We start from the raw sequence: 19,793 nt of genomic DNA on the forward strand, positions 1-19,793 counted from the left end.
ACATGAAAGGCGCATCGCTTCGTCATCAGCCCCCACAAGCACCGAGCCGCAAGCCGGTGCCACGGGGTGCCAGCCGAATGGTGGCTAAAGAGCCGATGTCGGCGCGCCTGCCGAAAGCCAACTTTGGTTTCCTCAAGGCGCTGTTCTGGCCGGTGTTGCTGGTGGTGCTGGGCTTCGGAACCTACGAAGGCGCGCAGCGTCTGTTGCCGTATGCCGACCGGCCGATCACCAAGATCAGCGTGCAGGGCGACTTGAGCTACATCAGCCAGCAAGCGGTACAGCAGCGGATTGGCCCGTACCTGGCGGCGAGCTTCTTTACCATCGACCTGGCCGGTATGCGCGCGGAGCTGGAACAGATGCCGTGGATCGCCCACGCCGAAGTCCGCCGCGTATGGCCGGACCAAGTGACGATCCGTCTGGAAGAACAACTGCCCGTGGCCCGTTGGGGCGACGAAGCGCTGTTGAACAACCAGGGCCAGGCGTTCACCCCGCGTGAGCTGGCGAACTACGAGCACCTGCCGCAGCTGTTCGGGCCGCAGCGGGCGCAGCAACAAGTGATGCAGCAGTACCAGGCCTTGAGCCAGATGCTGCGGCCAATGGGCTTCTCCATTGCACGCCTGGAACTGCGTGAACGGGGTAGCTGGTTTTTGACGACCGGGGCAGGCAGTTCCGGCCCGGGCATCCAGTTGTTGCTGGGACGCGACCGCTTGGTGGAAAAGATGCGCCGCTTCATTGCCATCTATGACAAGACCTTGAAAGAACAGATTACGAACATTGCGAGCGTCGACCTGCGTTACGCCAACGGCCTTGCCGTCGGCTGGCGTGAACCGGCTGCGCCCACGGCAGCGCAACCCGCTGTCGCGAAGAATTAAGAAGAGGCAGGACCCATGGCAAACGTGCAAAGCGGCAAAATGATCGTCGGTCTCGACATCGGCACCTCCAAAGTGGTGGCGCTGGTGGGCGAGGTCGGGGAAGACGGCGTCATCGAAATCGTCGGTATTGGCACGCATCCGTCCCGGGGCCTGAAGAAGGGCGTGGTGGTGAACATCGAGTCCACCGTGCAATCGATCCAGCGCGCCATCGAAGAAGCGCAGCTGATGGCCGGTTGCCGGATCCACTCGGCATTCGTTGGCGTGGCGGGCAACCATATCCGCAGCCTGAACTCCCACGGCATCGTGGCAATCCGCGACCGCGAAGTCAGCTCCGCCGACCTTGAGCGCGTACTTGACGCTGCCCAGGCCGTGGCGATCCCGGCTGACCAGCGCGTGTTGCACACGCTGCCCCAGGACTACGTGATCGACAACCAGGAAGGCGTTCGTGAGCCGCTGGGCATGTCCGGCGTACGTCTGGAAGCCAAGGTCCACGTGGTGACCTGCGCCGTCAACGCCGCACAGAACATTGAAAAATGCGTGCGCCGCTGCGGCCTGGAAATCGACGACATCATTCTTGAGCAGTTGGCCTCGGCCTATTCGGTACTCACCGACGACGAGAAAGAGCTGGGCGTGTGCCTGGTCGACATCGGCGGCGGCACCACCGACATCGCGATCTTCACCGAGGGTGCGATCCGTCACACCGCCGTGATCCCGATTGCCGGCGACCAAGTGACCAACGACATCGCCATGGCGCTGCGTACACCGACTCAGTACGCCGAAGAAATCAAGATTCGCTACGCCTGCGCCCTGGCCAAACTGGCCGGTGCCGGCGAGACCATCAAGGTGCCGAGCGTGGGCGATCGTCCACCGCGCGAACTGTCGCGCCAGGCTCTGGCCGAAGTGGTCGAGCCACGCTACGACGAACTGTTCACCCTGATCCAGGCGGAACTGCGTCGCAGCGGCTACGAAGATTTGATCCCGGCCGGCATCGTGCTGACCGGTGGCACCTCGAAGATGGAAGGCGCGGTCGAACTGGCCGAGGAAATCTTCCACATGCCAGTCCGCCTGGGCGTGCCCCATGGCGTCAAAGGCTTGGGCGACGTAGTACGCAACCCGATTTATTCCACCGGTGTGGGCTTGCTGTTGTACGGGCTGCAAAAGCAGACCGACGGCATTTCCCTGTCGGGCCCGAGTAACCGTGACAGCTACCGCAGCGACGACGAGGCGAAAGCGCCGTTGTTCGAGCGTTTGCAGGCATGGGTCAAAGGCAATTTTTAAGATTTACCGCGACACCGTTGTAAGCAGTAGGCGAAAAAACTAGAGAAAACGAAAGGAGAGGGAACATGTTCGAACTCGTAGACAACATCCCCGCAAGCCCGGTTATCAAAGTAATCGGTGTCGGCGGTGGCGGCGGCAACGCTGTCAACCACATGGTCAAGAGCAACATTGAAGGCGTTGAATTCATCTGCGCCAACACTGATGCCCAGGCGCTGAAAAGCATCGGCGCGCGGACCATCCTGCAATTGGGCACAGCGGTGACCAAGGGCCTCGGCGCTGGCGCCAACCCGGAAGTCGGCCGTCAAGCCGCGCTGGAAGACCGCGAGCGTATTGCTGAAGTGCTGCAAGGCACCAACATGGTGTTCATCACCACCGGCATGGGCGGCGGTACCGGTACCGGTGCTGCGCCGATCATTGCCGAAGTGGCCAAGGAAATGGGGATTCTGACGGTCGCTGTCGTGACCCGTCCGTTCCCGTTCGAAGGCCGCAAGCGCATGCAGATCGCCGACGAAGGTATCCGTCTGCTGTCTGAAAGCGTCGACTCGTTGATCACCATCCCCAACGAGAAACTGCTGACTATCCTGGGCAAGGACGCAAGCCTGCTGTCCGCGTTCGCCAAGGCTGACGATGTACTGGCCGGTGCCGTTCGCGGTATCTCCGACATCATCAAGCGCCCAGGCATGATCAACGTCGACTTTGCCGACGTACGCACCGTGATGAGCGAAATGGGCATGGCGATGATGGGCACTGGCTGCGCCAGCGGTCCGAACCGTGCGCGTGAAGCCACCGAAGCGGCCATCCGCAACCCGTTGCTGGAAGACGTGAACCTGCAAGGTGCACGCGGCATCCTGGTGAACATCACCGCCGGTCCTGACCTGTCCCTGGGTGAGTACTCCGACGTGGGTAGCATCATCGAAGCCTTCGCTTCCGAGCACGCGATGGTCAAAGTCGGTACCGTGATCGATCCGGACATGCGCGACGAGCTGCATGTAACCGTGGTTGCGACCGGCCTGGGTGCAAAAATCGAGAAGCCTGTGAAGGTCATCGACAACACCCTGCATAACAGCCAAGCCAGCCACGCCAGCCAAGCGGCTGCCGCTCCAGCGCCTTCGCGCCAGGAACTGCCGTCGGTGAACTACCGTGATCTGGACCGTCCGACCGTGATGCGCAACCAGGCTCAGGCCGGTGCTGCGGCGTCCCGTAGCCCGAATCCGCAAGATGACCTGGACTACCTGGACATCCCGGCATTCTTGCGTCGTCAGGCCGATTAATGGAATGTATCAGGGCTATGAAGGTGATTGGTGTTCAGCAAAGGTCTGGTCTGCTATTATCGCCAGCCTTTGTTGATACCAGTTCGCAATTTGCGCTCAAGCGGTCCAAGCCATGATTAAACAACGCACCCTGAAGAATATTATCCGTGCCACAGGTGTAGGTCTGCACTCCGGGGAGAAGGTATACCTGACCCTCAAACCTGCACCTGTCGACACCGGCATCGTGTTTGTTCGTGCCGACCTGGACCCTGTGGTGCAGATTCCTGCTCGCGCGGAAAACGTTGGCGAAACCACGATGTCGACCACATTGGTCAACGGTGACGTCAAAGTGGATACGGTGGAGCACTTGCTCTCGGCCATGGCTGGCCTGGGCATCGATAACGCCTACGTCGAGCTCTCCGCGTCCGAAGTCCCGATCATGGATGGCAGCGCTGGACCCTTCGTATTCTTGATTCAATCTGCCGGCCTGGAAGAACAGGACGCAGCCAAGAAGTTCATTCGCATTCTGCGGGAAGTGACAGTAGAAGACGGCGACAAGCGCGCCACCTTCGTCCCGTTCGAAGGTTTTAAAGTGAGCTTTGAGATCGATTTCGATCACCCGGTATTCCGTGACCGCACCCAAAGTGCAAGCGTGGATTTTTCCAGCACTTCGTTCGTAAAAGAAGTCAGCCGCGCCCGTACCTTTGGTTTCATGAGTGACATCGAGTACCTGCGCAAGCACAACCTCGCACTCGGCGGCAGCGTTGAAAACGCCATTGTGGTCGACGCGGATGGTGTACTGAACGAAGACGGCCTTCGCTACGAAGACGAATTCGTGAAGCACAAGATCCTCGATGCAATCGGTGACCTCTACCTGCTGGGCAATAGCCTGATAGGCGAGTTCAAAGGCTTCAAGTCGGGCCACGCCCTTAACAACCAGCTGCTGCGCAAGTTGATTGAGCAGACAGACGCTTGGGAAGTCGTGACCTTCGAAGATGCCAGCACCGCACCGATCTCTTACATGCGTCCCGTTGCGGCGGTGTAAGTAACAACTCTCTTTCTTTAGTTTTGAAAGGCCGCCTTCGGGTGGCCTTTTTTTATGCCTGAATTTTAGGGGGCTTAGTGGCGATCGGGCCTATTGTGGTGAGCGGGCTTGCTGTGGTGAGCGGGCTTGCCCCGCGCTGGGCTGCGGAGCTGCCCCAGTACTGCCAGCGCGGTTCAGCCTGAAGAAGCGCGGCATCTGTTTTTAGGGCCGCTTCGCGCCCCAGCGCGGGGCAAGCCCGCTCACCACAACAGGCCCGCTCACCACACCAAGCCTGTTCACAACAGTAAGCCCGCTCACCGCAGAAACGCCGTGTTCATTAAAGGACCGAAGCATCCACGATACGGTTGCGCCCGGTGTGCTTGGCTTCATAGAGCGCCTGATCCGCACTTAGCAACAACGCCTCCAGCGACTGACGGCTACGCTTGTCCCAAGTACTCATGCCAATGCTCACCGTAATCGGCTGGTCATCGCCTGACACCTTGGGCAAGTACTCGATGGCGCTGCGGATGTGCTCGGCGATCACCCAAGCGCCCTTGGCGTCGGTCACCGGCAACACCACCGCGAACTCTTCGCCGCCATAACGTGCGGCCAGGTCGGCCGGTCGGCGGATGTTGCTGCCGATCACTTGGGCCACGCTGCGCAACGCGTCGTCGCCGCCGTGATGGCCGTGGCGGTCGTTGAAGGCCTTGAAGTGGTCCACGTCAATCATCAGCACCGTTAGCGGCTCGGTGGAGCGCTGAGCGCGGTCCCACTCAAGGCGCAGGCGTTCATCCAGAACGCGCCGGTTGGCCAGGCCGGTCAACGCATCGGTGGCTGCCAGTTCTGACAGTACTCGTTCAGCGCGACGCCGCCGTCGCAGTTCCCGACGTAGCAACCAGGTCAGCCACAACAAGCCGGCGCAGAGCACCCCGGTGGCACCACTGGTCAGCAGTGCCGCGCGTCTCCAGGGCGCGAATACGTCCTCGCTGGACAACGCTACCACCACGATCAGCGGCAGGGCACCGACATTGGTAAAGGTATACAGGCGCTCTTTACCACTGATGGCAGAGATCGCCTGAAAGCTGCCGCTTCCGTCGCGCAGTATTCGCTTGAAGTTAGGCCGGTCACTCAGGTCCTTGTCGATCATGTCGCGTTCGAGCAGCGGCTGCTGCGCCAGGAGAATGCCGTTGTTGTTCAGCAGGTTGACGCTGCTGCCGTTGCCGATGGTCAGGGTGTTGAAGAGCTGGTCGAAATACGCCAGGCGCATGGTCGCGACCGCTACGCCGACAAACTCCCCCTTGGGGCCCGACACACGTCGACTGAATGCCATGCGCCAGACCTGGTCGCAGTCGCAATGGATCTTGAAGGGGCGACTGATAAACAGGCCGGCGTTGGCGTCCTTGGCATGCACCTGGAAATAATCGCGGTTGGCAAAATTACGTGGCGTGGGCCGCAGTGTGGAGGAGTCGGCGATAACCTTGCCGTCGGCATCCAGCAGCAAGACCTCACCTTTGAAAGGCGCCGCCGTGGATAAATCAAACTGCACCAAGTGCTGGATATTGGCGGCAACCTGTGACAGGTCTTCACGTTGCGTGGCCGTAATCAGCCCGTTGAGCGCCAGGTCATACAGCTCGACGTTACGCAGCACGTCGGCGTTGATCAATTGGGCGATGTTGGTGGTAGATCGCTTGGCCGCCTCCAGCGTGCTGGCGTGTTCGCGAATCAACAGTACCGCGACAATGATTACAATCAGGGCAACGCTGAGCCCGCTGCCCAGCATCAGTAACAACTCAGGATGTGCGGGTGAGGTACGAACAGGGCGTGGACTCATCGGGCAGACTTCAGCGGTGAGGATGCTGGCAGTTTAGTTCTACCCGATGAAAATTAAATACGTGGTTAAAAAGAAAAAGACGTCTGTCAGAACACGTTGATCGGGTAGTCGACGATCACCCGGTATTCATCCACATCCCGATCCACCGCCGAGTAACCATTGCTGCCACGGTTGACCGCCCATTGCAGGCGCACCGCCAGGTCCTTGGCCTTGCCGTCTTGCACTACGTATTTCAGGTCGATGTCCCGTTCCCAATGCTTGGCGTCTTTACCGTCGGCGCTGTACCACGCGCTATAGCCACGGCTCTGCGGGTCGACCTTGGTCAGGTCGGTCTTGCCGCTGATATAGGACACGGCCGAGGTCAGGCCGGGCAGGCCCAGGCCGCCAAAGTTATAGGCGTACTTGAGTTTCCACGAGTGCTCATTGGGACCGTTGAAGTCGGAGTACTGCTGGGAGTTGTCCAGGTACACGCTGTCGCCCTGGGCGATGTAGTCGAACGGTGTGTTGCCGTTGACCCGCTGGTATGCGGCCGTGACGCTGTGATGGCCGACGTCCACGGTGAAGTGCAGGCTGTAGGTGTTGTTGTCGATATCCCCTAGCAGCGACTGTCCGGTGTCCTGGGTATGGTAGTAGTGCAGACCGGGGTTGAGACTGATCATCTCGTTCACCACATAGGTGTAGTCCAGGTCGTAGTAGTACTGGTTCCACACGTCCTTGAGCTCGGAGGCGTAGAGGTTGCTGGTCAGCCCGTCGATGCCGCTGAACGACACGCCGGCCCAGTTCATGTGCTGGCTATCGGTATTGCTGGGCAGCGCACCATAGCTGGTGCCGATGCGGCGGTGGCCGCTCTGGTTGTAGAGCTTGGTGAAGCTGGCCTGGCCACCTTCGAACATCCAGCCGTCGAGGCTGTGGTTGGTCAGGCTCACGCCACGGAAGGTCTGCGGCAGCATGCGGGTTGCGCCGCCGGCGATCACTGGGTTATTGAGGAACAGGTCGCCGGCCCTCAACTCGGTATCGAACGCGTGCATTTTCAACGCGCCACCCGCCGTCGAGAACGAGCCGGGCGCCTTACCGTTGCCACTGCCGTACGGAAGGATGCTGGAACCATCCGTACCGCCACCGCCGTCCAGCTTCAGACCGAGCATGGCATGGGCGTCCAGGCCGAAGCCGACGGTGCCCTGGGTGTAGCCGGATTCGAAGGTACCGATGAAACCCTGGCCCCATTCCTTGCTGTCATCGGTGTGGATGTCGCGACGGTCGCGGTTCATGTAGTAGTTGCGGGTGTTGATATTGAGGTGGGCACCTTCGACGAAACCGTCGGTGGGGGTGGTGTCTGCCGCATGGGCAAGAGGGGCAATCGTTGCTGCAATCGCGAGGAATAACGGGGTGAACGTCAGCGAGTTCTTCACCGGTGGAGCTCCTTTGGTCAATCGAAAACGGCCAATGTCGTGGGGGTGCCTGGCCTTTTTTTACGGCAAAAAAAAGCCGCTGAAGTCAGCGGCTTTAAGACAGATTCCCAGTGTAGAGCCCTGGAAATAAGTCGAGGGAAATTCGGGTAAGCGGGAGGCTGCCTTTGCCGTCGCGCTCATCGATGCGTCAAATTAACGCAGGCGAGCGGTACGATACAGAGTGTAACAAGATAATGACTGTTGCCCAAATCGCAACAAACACACCGCGGTCCTTGTAGGAGCCGGCTTGCCGGCGATAGCGGTGGGTCAGTCATGCACACGTCGACCCGAACACCGCCATCGCCGGCAGTGTCAGACAGGCAAAGTGATGCCAAAGGTATTGCCGCCGCCCTCACTGCGCACGAACACATCACCACCGTGCATCAAGGCAATCGCCTTGACGATGGCCAGCCCCAGGCCATGGTTGGCGCCGCTGTTGCTGCGTGACGCATCCACCCGATAAAACCGTTCGAACAGACGTGGCAAGTGTTCGCTGGCAATGACGTCGCCGGGGTTGGTGACGCCGATCGCCACCTGATGTTCTTGCACCTCGATATTCACCACGATCACCTGCCCAGGCGCGGTGTGCTGCACCGCGTTGCTCAGCAGGTTGATCAGTGCTCGGCGCAGGTGGGCTTTTTCGATCTGCACCGTGGCATCGCCGCGTACCTGCACCTCGACTTGCGCGTCTTCGAGGATGAAGTCCAGATAGTCGAGGGTAGTCGCCACTTCGTCGGCCAGGGAGCTTTCGATCAGCTTGGTAGCCTTGCTGCCCTGGTCGGCGCTGGCCAGGAACAGCATGTCGTTGATGATCGAGCGCAGGCGCTCCAGTTCTTCAAGATTGGATTGCAGTACCTCGAAGTAATGCTCAGCCGACCGTCCGCGAGTCAGGGCCACTTGGGTCTGGCCGATCAGGTTGGTCAGCGGCGAGCGCAGTTCGTGGGCCACGTCGGCGTTGAACGACTCCAGGCGCGAATAGGCCTGCTCGACGCGGTCCAACGTAGAATTGAACGAGTTGACGAACTGGCTCAGTTCCGGCGGCAGCGGCGACAGCTGCAGGCGGCCAGACAGTTTTGGTGGTGCGAGCTTCTGCGCCTCATCCGAGAGCTTGCCCAAGGGTTTGAGCCCGATGCGCGCCACCCAGAATCCCAGCAATGAGGCCAGCACCACACCCACCAGCGCCAGGCTGACCAACGCGACCAGCAGGTGGTGCTGGGTCGCCCGGAAATTTTCCGTGTCGATGGCGATCATGAAACGCAGCGGCGGGCGCTGATCCTTGGCCGGGAACTGGCTCACCAGCACTTTGAGCGGATATTCGCGCCCCGGCAGGCGCAGGTCGCGCTTGCCCGTCGGCCCCTCGGCAAAGGCGCGGATCTGTGCGTCAGGGTTGCCGTATTCGTAGTTCGGATCGCTGCTCACTACCCAGAAGCGGATGCGTTTGTCCTCCTCGCCCAACAGCTTGAGCTTGGCCTGCATCTTCACCCAATGGTCCGGCGTGCCAAAGCGATTTACCGAAGACTCCAACACGCTGTAGCGCGCATCCAGCTCGGCACCCGGCAATAAGCCCAGGCTGCGGTCCACCTGTTGATACAGCGCGCCGCCGATCAACAGGAAGATCAGCGCCGCCACCAGGGTGAACAGGCTGCTCAGGCGCAGGGCAATGGAGTTAACTGGCACTTCGACTCTCCAGCACATACCCCATGCCCCGGATGGTGTGCAGCAGCTTGGTGTCGAACGGCCCGTCAAGCTTGGCGCGCAGGCGCTTGATTGCCACTTCCACCACGTTGGCGTCGCTGTCGAAATTGATGTCCCAGACCATTTCCGCAATCGCGGTCTTGGACAGGATTTCGCCCTGGCGCCGCGCCAACACGCTGAGCAGCGAGAACTCCTTGGCGGTCAGGTCCAGGCGCAAGCCGTTGCGACTGGCCTTGCGGCTGATCAGGTCGATCCACAGGTCGGCGACCGTCACCTGCACGGGTTCATGACCACCGCTGCGGCGGGTCAGGGCTTGCAGGCGTGCCACCAGTTCCAGGAAGGAAAACGGTTTGCCCAGGTAATCGTCGGCGCCTTCGCGCAGGCCGCGAATGCGGTCTTCCACGCGCTCGCGGGCCGTGAGCATGATCACCGGCGTCTGCTTGCGCGCGCGCAGGGCACGCAGCACGCCAAAGCCATCGAGGCCAGGCAGCATCACGTCGAGCACGATGACCGCGTAGTCGTTCTCCAGCGCCAGGTGCAGACCCTCGACGCCTTCGCGGGCCACATCGACCGTATAGCCTTGTTCCGTCAGGCCGCGGTGCAGGTAGTCCGCGGTTTTTTCTTCATCTTCAATAATCAGAATGCGCATGAGCCTTTTTGCTCCAGAGCCGGGCCTCAATCAGTGGTCGCCAACGCAGGCGTTGGTTTGGGCCGGTGGAAAAACTTCTCAAGGTACAAGTATATGACCGGTGTGGTGAACAGCGTCAGTGCCTGGCTCACCAGCAGGCCGCCGACTACCGCGATACCCAGCGGCTGGCGCATTTCCGCACCGGGGCCGGCGCCGAGCATCAGCGGCACCGCGCCAAGCAGGGCGGCGAGGGTGGTCATGATGATCGGCCGGAACCGCGTGACGCAGGCTTCATAGATCGCATCTTCCGGCGACAGGCCCCTGACACGCTGAGCCTCCAGGGCAAAGTCGATCATCAGGATGCCGTTCTTCTTCACGATGCCGATCAACAGCACCAGGCCGATCAGCGCCATGATCGAAAAGTCCTGCCCCATCAGTGACAGCATGATCAGCGCGCCCAACCCTGCCGAGGGCAAGGTCGAAATGATCGTCAGCGGGTGCACGAAGCTCTCGTACAGCACGCCGAGGATGATATACACCGCCACTAGCGCCGCCAGGATCAGCCACGGTTGGCTGGCCAGCGAACTCTGGAATGCCTGGGCTGCACCCTGGAAGTTGCCGATGATGGTGGTCGGCATGCCGATTTCATTCTTGGCCTGGTTGAGCATGATCACTGCATCGCCCAAGGCCACGCCCGGTGCCAGGTTGAACGACAGGTTGGCGGCCGGAAACATGCCGTCATGGCTGATCGAAAGTGGCCCCACGGTGGGCGGATCGACTTTGGCCAGGGCCGACAGCGGCACCATCTCGTTTGTCAGCGGCGAGCGCAGGTAAAAGTAGTTGAGGCTCTCGGCTTTGCCGCGTTGCTGGGTATCCAGTTCCAGCACCACTTGGTACTGGTTGATCTCGGTCTGGAATTCGTTGATCTGGCGCTGGCCGAACGCGTCGTACAGCGCCTGATCCACATCGGTGGCGGTGAGGCCAAAGCGCGCGGCGGCCTGGCGGTCGATGCTGATGTGGGTGATGCTGCCGCCCAGTTGCAGGTCGTTGGACAGGTCGCGAAACGCCGGGTTGGCGCGCAGTTTTTCGGTGAGGCGCTGGGTCCAGGTATTCAGCGTCGGGCCGTCATTGCTCTTGAGTACATACTGGTACTGGGCGCGGCTGGGGCCGGAGCTCAAGTTGATGTCCTGGCCGGCGCGCAGGTACAGGACGATGCCCGGCACCTTTGCCAGTTTCGGGCGGATACGGTCGATGAACTGGCTGGCGGACACATCGCGGTCGCCGCGGTCTTTCAAGGCGATCCAGAAACGGCCATTGGCGATGGTCTGGTTGCTGCCGGTCACACCCACTGAATGGGAAAACGCTTCCACCGCCGGGTCGGCCTTGACGATCTCGGCCAGGGCTTTGTGCTTGGCGACCATGTCCGGGTAGGACACGTCGGCCGCCGCTTCGCTGGTGCCCAGCACAAAACCGGTGTCTTGCACGGGGAAGAAGCCCTTGGGGATAAACACATAGCCGACCACGGCCAAGGCCAGGGTCACCACGAAAATTGCCGCCATGCTGCGTTGATGGGCAAGGGCACGACGCAGGTTGCGTGCATAGCCGGCCAGCAGTCGCTCGCTGAAACCGGGTTTGTCGTGGGCATGATGAGTGGGCGCGCGCATGAACAGCGCGGCGAGTGTCGGTGCCAACGTCAGCGAGACCACCACCGAAATCAGGATGGTCGAGGTGGCCGTCAAGGCGAACTCCTTGAACAGCCGCCCGACCACGCCGCCCATGAACAGCAGCGGGATAAACGCCGCCACCAGCGAGAAGCTGATGGACACCACGGTAAAGCCGATTTCACCAGCGCCTTTGATCGCCGCTTCGCGCTTGTCGAGCCCGGCTTCCAAGTGGCGGTGAATGTTTTCCACCACCACGATGGCATCGTCCACCACAAAGCCCACTGCGATGACGATCGCCACCAGCGTGAGGTTGTTCAAGCTGAAGCCCATCAGGTACATCAGCGCAAAGCTGGCGACCAGCGAAACCCCGAGCACACTGGACACAATCATCGTTGCCGACAATTGGCGCAGGAACAGCGCCATCACCGCCACCACCAGCAGGATGGCGATCAGCAACGTCACTTCCACTTCATGCAGGGAGGCGCGGATGGTCTTGGTGCGGTCGGTCAACACGCTGACCTGCACCGACGCTGGCAGCATCGCTTGCAGGCGCGGCAGCTCGGCTTGAATGCGGTCCACGGTCTCGACGATGTTCGCGCCCGGCTGACGCGAAATCACCAGGTTGACCCCGGGTGTGTCGCCGGACCAGGCCTGTACGTAGGCGTTTTCCGAACCGTTGATGACCTTGGCGATATCCCGCAGTTGAACCGGTGCGCCGTCCTTGTAGGACACGATCAGCTGCGCGTAGTCCTCCGGGTGGAACAACTGGTCGTTGGTCGACAGGGTCGACACGCTGTTCTCGCCGTAGATCGCGCCCTTGGCCAGGTTGAGGCTCGATTGCTGGATGGCCAAACGGATATCGGCCAGGGTCAGGCCGATGGCGGCGAGTTTGTCCGGCGATGCTTGGACGCGGATTGCCGGGCGCTGCTGGCCGGTGATGTTGATCTGGCCGACCCCGTCGATCTGGCTGATTTGCCGGGCCAGCAGGGTTTCCACGTAATCACTCAGTTCGGTGCTGGGCATGCTGTTGGAGCTGACGCTGAGGATCAGTACTGGGCTGTCCGCCGGGTTGACCTTCTTCCAGGTCGGCAGGCTCGGCATGTCGCTGGGCAGCTTGCCGGACGCGGTGTTGATCGCCGCCTGTACTTCCTGCGCGGCAGTATCGATGCTTTTGTTCAAGGTGAATTGCAGGGTCAGCAAGCTTGAGCCCAGTGCACTGCTGGAGGTCATCTGGGTCATGCCGGGGATGGCGCTGAATTGCACCTCCAACGGCGTGGCCACGGACGAGGCCATGGTGTCCGGGCTGGCGCCGGGCAAGGTGGCAGTGACCTGGATCGTCGGAAATTCCGCTTCCGGCAGTGGGGCGATCGCCAGGCGCGGGAAGGCAATCAGCCCGAGCAGTACCAGGGCAAAGGTCAGCAGCAGGGTGGCGACCGGGTGGTCGACGCACCAGGCTGACGGCGAACGGCTCATGGCTGCACCTTGGCATCGACGGTCTGAATGACTTGCGGCGGCTCCTTGAGTATTTCCACCTGCGCACCCGCCTTGAGCCGTGACTGGCCATCGCTGACCAGCACATCGCCGGCCTGTACGCCCTTGATGATGTTCACGTCGCTGTCCTGGTAGGTGACCTGCACCGGCACCACATCCACCTTGTCACCGTTGACCCGGTACACAAAATGCGAGTCCAGGCCGCGTTGCACGACGGTCGGTGGCACCACCAAGGCGTTTTTGTCGAGGGCGGTCTGGATCTTGATGGTCACCAGTTGCCCAGGCCACAGGCGCTGCGAGGCATTGTTGAATTCGGCCTTGGCGCGCAGGGTGCCGGTGGTGGAGCTGATCTGATTGTCGATCAGGCTCAGGTGACCTTCGCCGAGCAAGTCGCCGGTCTGGCCATCGGTGTCGGCGCCCAAGTAGGCATCGACGCTGGCTTTTGTGGGCGCCGCGATCAGGCCCTGCAAGGTGGGCAGCATTTGTTGCGGCAGGGAGAACTCGACGGCAATCGGGTCGATCTGGGTCACGGAAAACAGGCCCTGGGTATCGGCGGTGCGCAAGAAGTTGCCTTCATCCACGGTGCGAATACCGACGCGTCCGCTGACCGGCGAGCGAATCTGAGTGTAGGAAAGTTGTACCTGAGCTGAATCTATTGCGGCCTGGTTGCCTTGGGCAGTGGCCTTGAGCTGGTTGACCAGGGCTTGTTGCTGGTCATAAGTCTGCTTGGACACGCCGTCGTCGACGCTCAACTCCTTGTAGCGCTTGAGGTTGACCAGCGCCACCTGCAATTGCGCCTGGCTTTCGCCCAGTTGAGCCTTGGCCTGGTCCAGGCTGGCGCGGATCGAGCGGTCATCGATGGTCGCCAGCAGGTCACCGGCCTTGACCAACTGGCCTTCCTTGACCAGCAATTTAGTCAGGATGCCGTCCACTTGCGGGCGAATCACCACACTGTGTAGCGACAACACTGAGCCGATCCCGCTGACAAAGCGCGGAATGTCCTGCTGCGCCACGCTCACCACTCGCACCGGAATCGCGGTGGGGGCCGCCAGTTTGGACTTGGCCGGTCGGGTCAGTGCCCAGGTTGCAACGGCCAACACCACGAGGACCCCCACGATCAGGGCGGTTTTTCGTTGAATGTGCATCGACGGACACCAGAGGCGCAGTTGCACGTTTCAAGCTGCAAGCTGCAAGTTGAGGTTTGGATAAAAGCTTTATAGCGCGGCGACCCGGTCAGGATCGTGACGTCAAACTGACAGCCATGACAGCTAGTGCTTTAAACTTGCCGCTTGAAGCTTACCGCTTGGCCCTCCGGCCCCGCTATACTCGCGCTTTTACACCAATACCCGCGCCGGAGCCCTTATGACTTCCCCGACACAACCCCCTGTTGAAGCGGCCGACCTTGTCGCTCCGGCCAGCGCCGAAGGCGTTGAAAAAGCCGAGATCCCGGCGTTCAAGTTTCCCTTCAAGCCGGGTGAACTGGCTGGGGCCAAGAACGCCGCCCAGCCCTGGTACAAGAATGGAGCCAAAAACGGCCACACCAAGTCCCCGGGCATGGCCCCGCCGGGCACCCGTCGCTCAATGGGTAAACGTTAAGATTAATCGGTTGTAATATTTGGCGGATGTTGCCTACAGCTCCCGTCGATGTTTCTGCTTGTAGGCATGCGACCGTTTCTTGAAAGCTTGCACAGCTTCCGCTCTGCCCTGGTTTCGTATCGGGCCTGAGCGGAGGGTGCTCTTTCCGGAAAAGGACGTTTCCTGTGGCCCTGATACACCTTTGTGTAGCGCTTGTCCTATTGCTCGCAGTGGATGCCGTCGCAGGCATTGATCAACCACGGCGCGAAATCCGTTTTGCGGTTGCCGCATTGTTCCCTCCCTTCCAGAGTCGCGATCCGCAAGGGCAACTGGTCGGCATGCACATCGAGCTCGGTAATGCCCTGTGCCAGCAATTGAATGTGCGCTGTACCTGGATCGATCAGGTGCTGGTCGAAAACTTCAACGACCTTGACGCCCGGAAATTCGATGCAATTATGGGCATTGCCTCCACACCTCAGCGGCGCCGCCGGGTGAGTTTCACCGATAACCTCTACCCGTTCACCACGCGCCTCGTTGCGCACCGGGCCTCGGGCCTCATGCCGACTACAACGTCACTCAAAGGCAAGCGTGTCGGCGTTTTGCTAGGGAGTAATCGCGAAGCCTTTGCCTTGTCTCAGTGGGCTCGCGAAGGTGTGATCATCAGGAGTTTTTGGCTCAACGACGAACTGGTCCGTAGCCTAGTGGCAGGCCATATCGATGCGACACTGCAGGGCTCCGTGGAAATCCGCAACGTACTGCTCGACACCGCTGCCGGCGCAGATTTCGACTTCCTGGGCCCTGCTGTTTCCGCTGAGCTACTGGGCGACGGCATCGCGATCGCATTGCGCAACACGGACACTGCGTTGCGTACTGAACTCAACCGCGCCCTCGAACAGCTCAAGCACAATGGTGAGTACCAACGGATCCTTGCGCCTTATCGATTGGACCCACAATGATGGCCAATTAATTGCGCGGAACATGAGCTGGATCAGTATTTGCCCCTCCGGTGCGCTTAGAGTCGACGCCCTGCCGACTCCTCCAACAATCACGAGCGCGCTTCTCCATGAAGATCAATCTGCCGGTCACCGGTCGGAATGTGGACTTTGCTCCCGACGCCAATATCCTTTCGACCACCGACCTGACCAGCGCGATTACCTACGCCAACCAGGACTTTATCGACATCAGCGGTTACAGCCATGACGAGCTGCTGGGCATGCCGCATAACGTCCTGCGCCATCCGGATATGCCGTCCGAGGCGTTTGCCCATATGTGGCAAACCCTAAAGGGCGGGCGTTCGTGGATGGGCATGGTGAAAAACCGTTGCAAGAACGGCGACCACTATTGGGTCAGCGCCTATGCCACGCCGGTGACCCGCGACGGAGCGACGGTGGAGTATCAATCGGTGCGTACCAAGCCGGATGCCCGCAGGATTACCCTGGCAGAGCAGGCCTACGCGCGCTTGCGAGCCGGCAAGCGTGCGACGGGGCCGGCCATCGGCATAGGCACGAAACTGGTGGTTTGGGTCGCCGTCACCTGTGGTGCGACCTTGGCATCGGGTCTTGGCCTGGCGGAATACGCGTTGGCCTGGCAATTACTCGCGCTTCTGGCGGGATCCGCGGTTGGGGCTATGGGTGTGCGGGCGATCTTGCGGCCCCTGGCCCAGTTGCAAGAACGGGCGCGCCGCATCGCCGACAATCCCCTGAGCCAGGCGATCTATACCGGACGTCGTGACGAGTGCGGGCAGATCGAGTTTGCCCTGCACATGCTCGAAGCCCAGGTGGGCGCCGTGGTGGGCCGTATCGGCGATGCCTCTCAGCGCTTGTCCGGCCATGCCGCGCAATTGGTGCGGCACCTCGACAGCAGCCACGCCAGTAGCCTGGGTCAGCAAACCCAGACCGACCAAGTGGCGGCGGCGATCCACCAGATGGCCGCCAGCGTGGCCGAAATGGCCAACCACGCGCAGCAGGCGTCCAAGGCTGCCGACCAGGCTGGCAGCGAAACCCGCGAAGGCCATCAGCGTGTGGATCAAAGCCGTGATGCGGTGTTGCGCCTGTCCCAGGAATTGGCGCGTGCCACTGAGGTGATCCACCAGTTGGAAAGCCACAGCGGCGAGATCAGCGGCGTGCTGGAGGTGATCCGCACGATTGCCGAGCAGACCAACTTGCTGGCGCTGAATGCTGCTATCGAAGCGGCGCGTGCGGGTGAGCAGGGGCGCGGGTTTGCCGTGGTGGCGGATGAAGTGCGCGGACTGGCGCAGCGCACGCAGCAATCGACCGATGAAATCCAGCGCATGATCAGCACCCTGCAAGGCGGCGCCCGTGATGCGGTGCAGGCCATGGCCCAGAGTAGCGAGCACGTCGAAGCCAGCGTCGAACAAGCACAACGTGCCGCCGCCGCGCTGGATGGCATCAGCCAGCGCGTCACGCAAATCACCGCCATGAGCCAGCAGATCGCAACGGCTGTGGAAGAACAGAGCGTGGTGAGTGAAGACATCAACCGCAATATCGTCGGCATTCGGGACGCCGGGGAGGCCACCGTCAGCGCCGGGCAGCAAAGCCAGCTCAGCTCAAACGATGTGGCGGCGTTGGCGGAGGATCTGCGTCAATTGGCGAGAGAATTCTGGTCTAAGCCGCGCGTAACGGGATAAACGCATAGTTGGCCGGCACTTCGGTGGCAATCTGCGCCCCGGCATCCAGCACCTGCTCGGCGATGTCCAGCCCCGACACATGGAACACCCATTCATTGGCCACGGACGGCTGACTCACTGCCAACTCAATCGCCTGGGCGAATGCGCCCATGTCCGGCAAGTAAGCGGTAAAGCCATCACCCTTGAGCGCCGTAGTGCGAATGCCCAGCAAGGCACACACCGCTTCCTTGGTCTGCACATCGTCGCGGTCGGCCTGGCGCGAGCGGCGGATCAGTTCAGCCAGGTCCTGGTCCATCAGCTCACCGCCGACGATCAGCGTCGGGCCCTGTTCCCAGGATTCCGGCGGGCAATCCTTGGCGGCGGGGTTCAGCGGGATATGCGGGTTGATCTCCATCGGATAAATGCGGCACACCAACGGGCGACGTTCATAGATGCGGCACCGGTTGTCTTCGTCAAGATTCCGGCAGCGCCCGGCGTTGTAGGCGGCAAAGGTGATTGCCACAAACGCCTCGGTACTGCCGCTGGGCACCACTACCGAACGGCGCTCGGCATGTTCGCGTTGCTGCTGGGGCAGCCCCAGGCCGTTGACCAGGAAACCTTCCGCCAGAACGATGACGTTACCGCCGTCCGACGCCCACATCCGGGCTTCTTCGAGGGTCAGGGGCACGTGGTGGTCGGAGCAGCATTTGCCGCAACCGACGCAGGAAAATTGAGTATTCATGGCGGATCTGTCACCAGGCTAGGTCAGAGGGCACGCAAGAACGGTGACGGGTTTTTACCTCTGTTCACCGATTCGCTCTCTGAAAGCAAGTAACACGCCAGTGCGTATCAGTCCTGAGCGACTACGTCGCGTAGGACAAATTTCATCCCCGCACTTTCATACAGTTGGCGGGCACGCAGGTTGCTCTCCAGCACCTTGAGGTCCACATAGGGTTCGCCGCGTTGCTTGAACGCCTGGAAGCTATGCAGCAACAAGGCACGCCCCAGCCCTTGGCCTTGGGCGCAAGGATGAATGGAAAGGTTTTTGATAAAGGCGCTGGTCCAGCACTGGGCCACGCCGAGAATGCCGTCGCCGTTGCTGACCACCAGGCACAGCGTGGGATCGAACTCGGCATCGGTGGTGAACTGCTGCTGCCAGGTTTCCAGGTTGGGAACGCGACCGCCACCCTGATCCTGAGTCAGGCGCAATACGGCGTGAATCGCCGGGGCCAAGTCGTCACGGTAATGATCCAACTGCGTGCCCACCGGCCACTGCGGGGCGGGCAGGCTGCCGATAAGGTCGCGGCGCAGCAGTTGGAAATATTCGCTCACAGGCCTTTTTGCGCCACCGTTTGCGCGGCCACCACCAGGCACTTGGTCAGCTCCGGCGAAGAGAATTTGGTGAGCACTGCGTCGGCGCCGGCCAGCCGGGCTTTTTCGCTGTTCATCGCGCTGTCCAGGGAGGTGTGCAGCAGTACATAGAGGTGCTGGAAATCCGGGGTTTCGCGCAGGGTGCGGGTCAGGGCGTAGCCGTCCATTTCCGACATTTCGATGTCCGACACCACCACATTGATCTGCTCAACCGTGCCTTGCAGCTCCAGCAGCACGTCGATGGCTTCCTTGGCACTACGCGCGGTGTGGCAGGTGAGGCCAAGGTTACGCAGAGTGTGCACGGATTGCTGCAGGGCGACCTGACTGTCGTCCACCACCAAGATGCGTGCATTGCCGAGCACTTCGGCCTCTTCCATGGTCAGGTCGGTCGGCGCCGCTTCGATCGGTGCCGGGGCGATGCCGTGGATGACTTTCTCGATGTCCAGCACCTGCACCAGGCCGCCTTCCACCTGGGTGACCCCGGTGATGAACGCGCGGTTGCCCCCGGAGCCGTAGGGCGGTGGGCGAATGTCGGTGGTCAGGCAATGCACGATCTTGCTCACGGCTTGCACATGCAGGCCCTGCTTGGAGCGGCTCACGTCGGTGACGATCAGGCAGCCGCCATCAGGGTCCGCCAGGGGCATTTCGCCGAGGGCGCGGCTCAGGTCGATCACCGCCAGCGAGTTGCCGCGCAGAGTGGCGATGCCTTTGACGTGAGGATGGGACTCCGGCAGCTTGGTCAGCGGCGGGCAGGGAATGATTTCGCTGACTTTCAGCAGGTTGATCGCCATCAGCTTGCCGCTGCGCAAGGTAAAGAGCAGAAGCGAGAGTGAGTCTGCGCGGGCTTTGGTGGTGGACATAAAAACCTTCTGTGGATCAGGGATGACGATCTTCTATGGAAGGTTATCGACCTGTGCACCCAAAACTGTAGGAGCGAGCTTACTCGCGAAAAACTCAAGGGCACCGCGTTTATCCAGGATGGGCGCGTTATCGTTGATGCTTTTTCGCGCGCAAGCTCGCTCCTACAGTGGGAACGGTCA

The 19,793-nt window shown here is 61.1% G+C and carries 16 protein-coding genes and 1 pseudogene; 8 read left to right on the top strand and 9 right to left on the bottom strand.

Going from position 1 to position 19,793, the window contains the following annotated elements; translation table 11 throughout:
- The first annotated feature begins 2 nt into the window (after nucleotides 1-2).
- The 4 genes from RB216_RS04645 to lpxC all read left to right on the top strand — a co-directional run bounded on the left by RB216_RS04645 (nucleotide 3) and on the right by lpxC (nucleotide 4,445).
- Nucleotides 3-872 (top strand): cell division protein FtsQ/DivIB, encoded by an 870-nt coding sequence (locus RB216_RS04645; RefSeq protein ID WP_016974963.1) that lies wholly within the window; start codon nucleotides 3-5, stop codon nucleotides 870-872.
- Nucleotides 873-887: 15 nt separating this feature from the next.
- A complete protein-coding gene (gene ftsA, locus RB216_RS04650; protein WP_010213031.1) occupies nucleotides 888-2,150 on the top strand; it encodes a cell division protein FtsA in 1,263 nt (420 codons plus the stop codon).
- A gap of 65 nt (nucleotides 2,151-2,215) precedes the next feature.
- On the top strand, nucleotides 2,216-3,421 hold the full coding sequence (gene ftsZ, locus RB216_RS04655) for a cell division protein FtsZ (RefSeq protein WP_017526184.1): 1,206 nt from the start codon (nucleotides 2,216-2,218) through the stop codon (nucleotides 3,419-3,421).
- A 112-nt stretch (nucleotides 3,422-3,533) separates the two neighbouring features.
- Nucleotides 3,534-4,445: a UDP-3-O-acyl-N-acetylglucosamine deacetylase gene (gene lpxC, locus RB216_RS04660; protein WP_003171886.1), complete on the top strand. Its 912-nt coding sequence runs from the start codon at nucleotides 3,534-3,536 to the stop codon at nucleotides 4,443-4,445.
- A 316-nt stretch (nucleotides 4,446-4,761) separates the two neighbouring features.
- Here lpxC and RB216_RS04665 read toward each other — a convergent pair whose 3' ends face one another.
- From RB216_RS04665 to RB216_RS04690, 6 genes are all read right to left on the bottom strand, one after another.
- A complete protein-coding gene (locus RB216_RS04665) occupies nucleotides 4,762-6,255 on the bottom strand; it encodes a sensor domain-containing diguanylate cyclase (RefSeq protein WP_028618899.1) in 1,494 nt (497 codons plus the stop codon).
- Between the two features lie 86 nt (nucleotides 6,256-6,341).
- Entirely contained in the window at nucleotides 6,342-7,664 is a 1,323-nt protein-coding gene (locus tag RB216_RS04670; RefSeq protein WP_028618900.1) for an OprD family porin, read from the bottom strand.
- Nucleotides 7,665-8,015: 351 nt separating this feature from the next.
- Nucleotides 8,016-9,380 carry a heavy metal sensor histidine kinase gene (locus RB216_RS04675; protein ID WP_122723810.1) on the bottom strand — a complete coding sequence of 455 codons (1,365 nt, stop codon included), beginning with the start codon at nucleotides 9,378-9,380 and terminating at the stop codon, nucleotides 8,016-8,018.
- Nucleotides 9,370-10,047, bottom strand: a complete 678-nt coding sequence (locus tag RB216_RS04680; protein WP_028618902.1) for a heavy metal response regulator transcription factor — start codon at nucleotides 10,045-10,047, stop codon at nucleotides 9,370-9,372. Before RB216_RS04680 ends, RB216_RS04675 begins: the two co-directional genes overlap by 11 nt.
- 26 nt (nucleotides 10,048-10,073) lie before the next feature.
- Nucleotides 10,074-13,163 (bottom strand): multidrug efflux RND transporter permease subunit, encoded by a 3,090-nt coding sequence (locus RB216_RS04685; RefSeq protein WP_028618903.1) that lies wholly within the window; start codon nucleotides 13,161-13,163, stop codon nucleotides 10,074-10,076.
- Nucleotides 13,160-14,326, bottom strand: a complete 1,167-nt coding sequence (locus RB216_RS04690) for an efflux RND transporter periplasmic adaptor subunit (RefSeq protein WP_068933626.1) — start codon at nucleotides 14,324-14,326, stop codon at nucleotides 13,160-13,162. Before RB216_RS04690 ends, RB216_RS04685 begins: the two co-directional genes overlap by 4 nt.
- 217 nt (nucleotides 14,327-14,543) lie before the next feature.
- On the opposite strand from RB216_RS04690, the gene RB216_RS04695 reads away from it, so the two are divergent.
- The 4 genes and pseudogenes from RB216_RS04695 to RB216_RS04705 all read left to right on the top strand — a co-directional run bounded on the left by RB216_RS04695 (nucleotide 14,544) and on the right by RB216_RS04705 (nucleotide 17,403).
- On the top strand, nucleotides 14,544-14,777 hold the full coding sequence (locus tag RB216_RS04695; protein WP_028618905.1) for a hypothetical protein: 234 nt from the start codon (nucleotides 14,544-14,546) through the stop codon (nucleotides 14,775-14,777).
- A gap of 164 nt (nucleotides 14,778-14,941) precedes the next feature.
- Nucleotides 14,942-15,712 carry a transporter substrate-binding domain-containing protein gene (locus tag RB216_RS04700; protein ID WP_068933624.1) on the top strand — a complete coding sequence of 257 codons (771 nt, stop codon included), beginning with the start codon at nucleotides 14,942-14,944 and terminating at the stop codon, nucleotides 15,710-15,712.
- A gap of 107 nt (nucleotides 15,713-15,819) precedes the next feature.
- A pseudogene (locus RB216_RS29790) lies at nucleotides 15,820-16,101 on the top strand (PAS domain-containing protein); the annotation flags it as partial.
- A gap of 234 nt (nucleotides 16,102-16,335) precedes the next feature.
- Nucleotides 16,336-17,403 (top strand): methyl-accepting chemotaxis protein, encoded by a 1,068-nt coding sequence (locus RB216_RS04705; protein ID WP_372514798.1) that lies wholly within the window; start codon nucleotides 16,336-16,338, stop codon nucleotides 17,401-17,403.
- On the opposite strand, the gene RB216_RS04710 is transcribed toward RB216_RS04705, so the two are convergent.
- From RB216_RS04710 to RB216_RS04720, 3 genes are all read right to left on the bottom strand, one after another.
- Complete coding sequence (locus tag RB216_RS04710; protein WP_068933621.1) at nucleotides 17,381-18,124, bottom strand: YkgJ family cysteine cluster protein; 744 nt, start codon at nucleotides 18,122-18,124, stop codon at nucleotides 17,381-17,383. The genes RB216_RS04705 and RB216_RS04710 overlap by 23 nt on opposite strands.
- A gap of 107 nt (nucleotides 18,125-18,231) precedes the next feature.
- The gene (locus tag RB216_RS04715) at nucleotides 18,232-18,714 is read right to left on the bottom strand and encodes a GNAT family N-acetyltransferase (protein ID WP_068933620.1); all 483 of its coding nucleotides are present in this window, start codon (nucleotides 18,712-18,714) and stop codon (nucleotides 18,232-18,234) included.
- A complete protein-coding gene (locus RB216_RS04720) occupies nucleotides 18,711-19,613 on the bottom strand; it encodes a chemotaxis protein CheV (protein ID WP_016974976.1) in 903 nt (300 codons plus the stop codon). The genes RB216_RS04715 and RB216_RS04720 overlap by 4 nt, the downstream gene beginning before the upstream one ends.
- Between the last annotated feature and the right edge of the window lie 180 nt (nucleotides 19,614-19,793).

This window comes from Pseudomonas canadensis, assembly GCF_030980095.1.
Classification (GTDB): Bacteria; Pseudomonadota; Gammaproteobacteria; order Pseudomonadales; family Pseudomonadaceae; genus Aquipseudomonas; species Aquipseudomonas canadensis.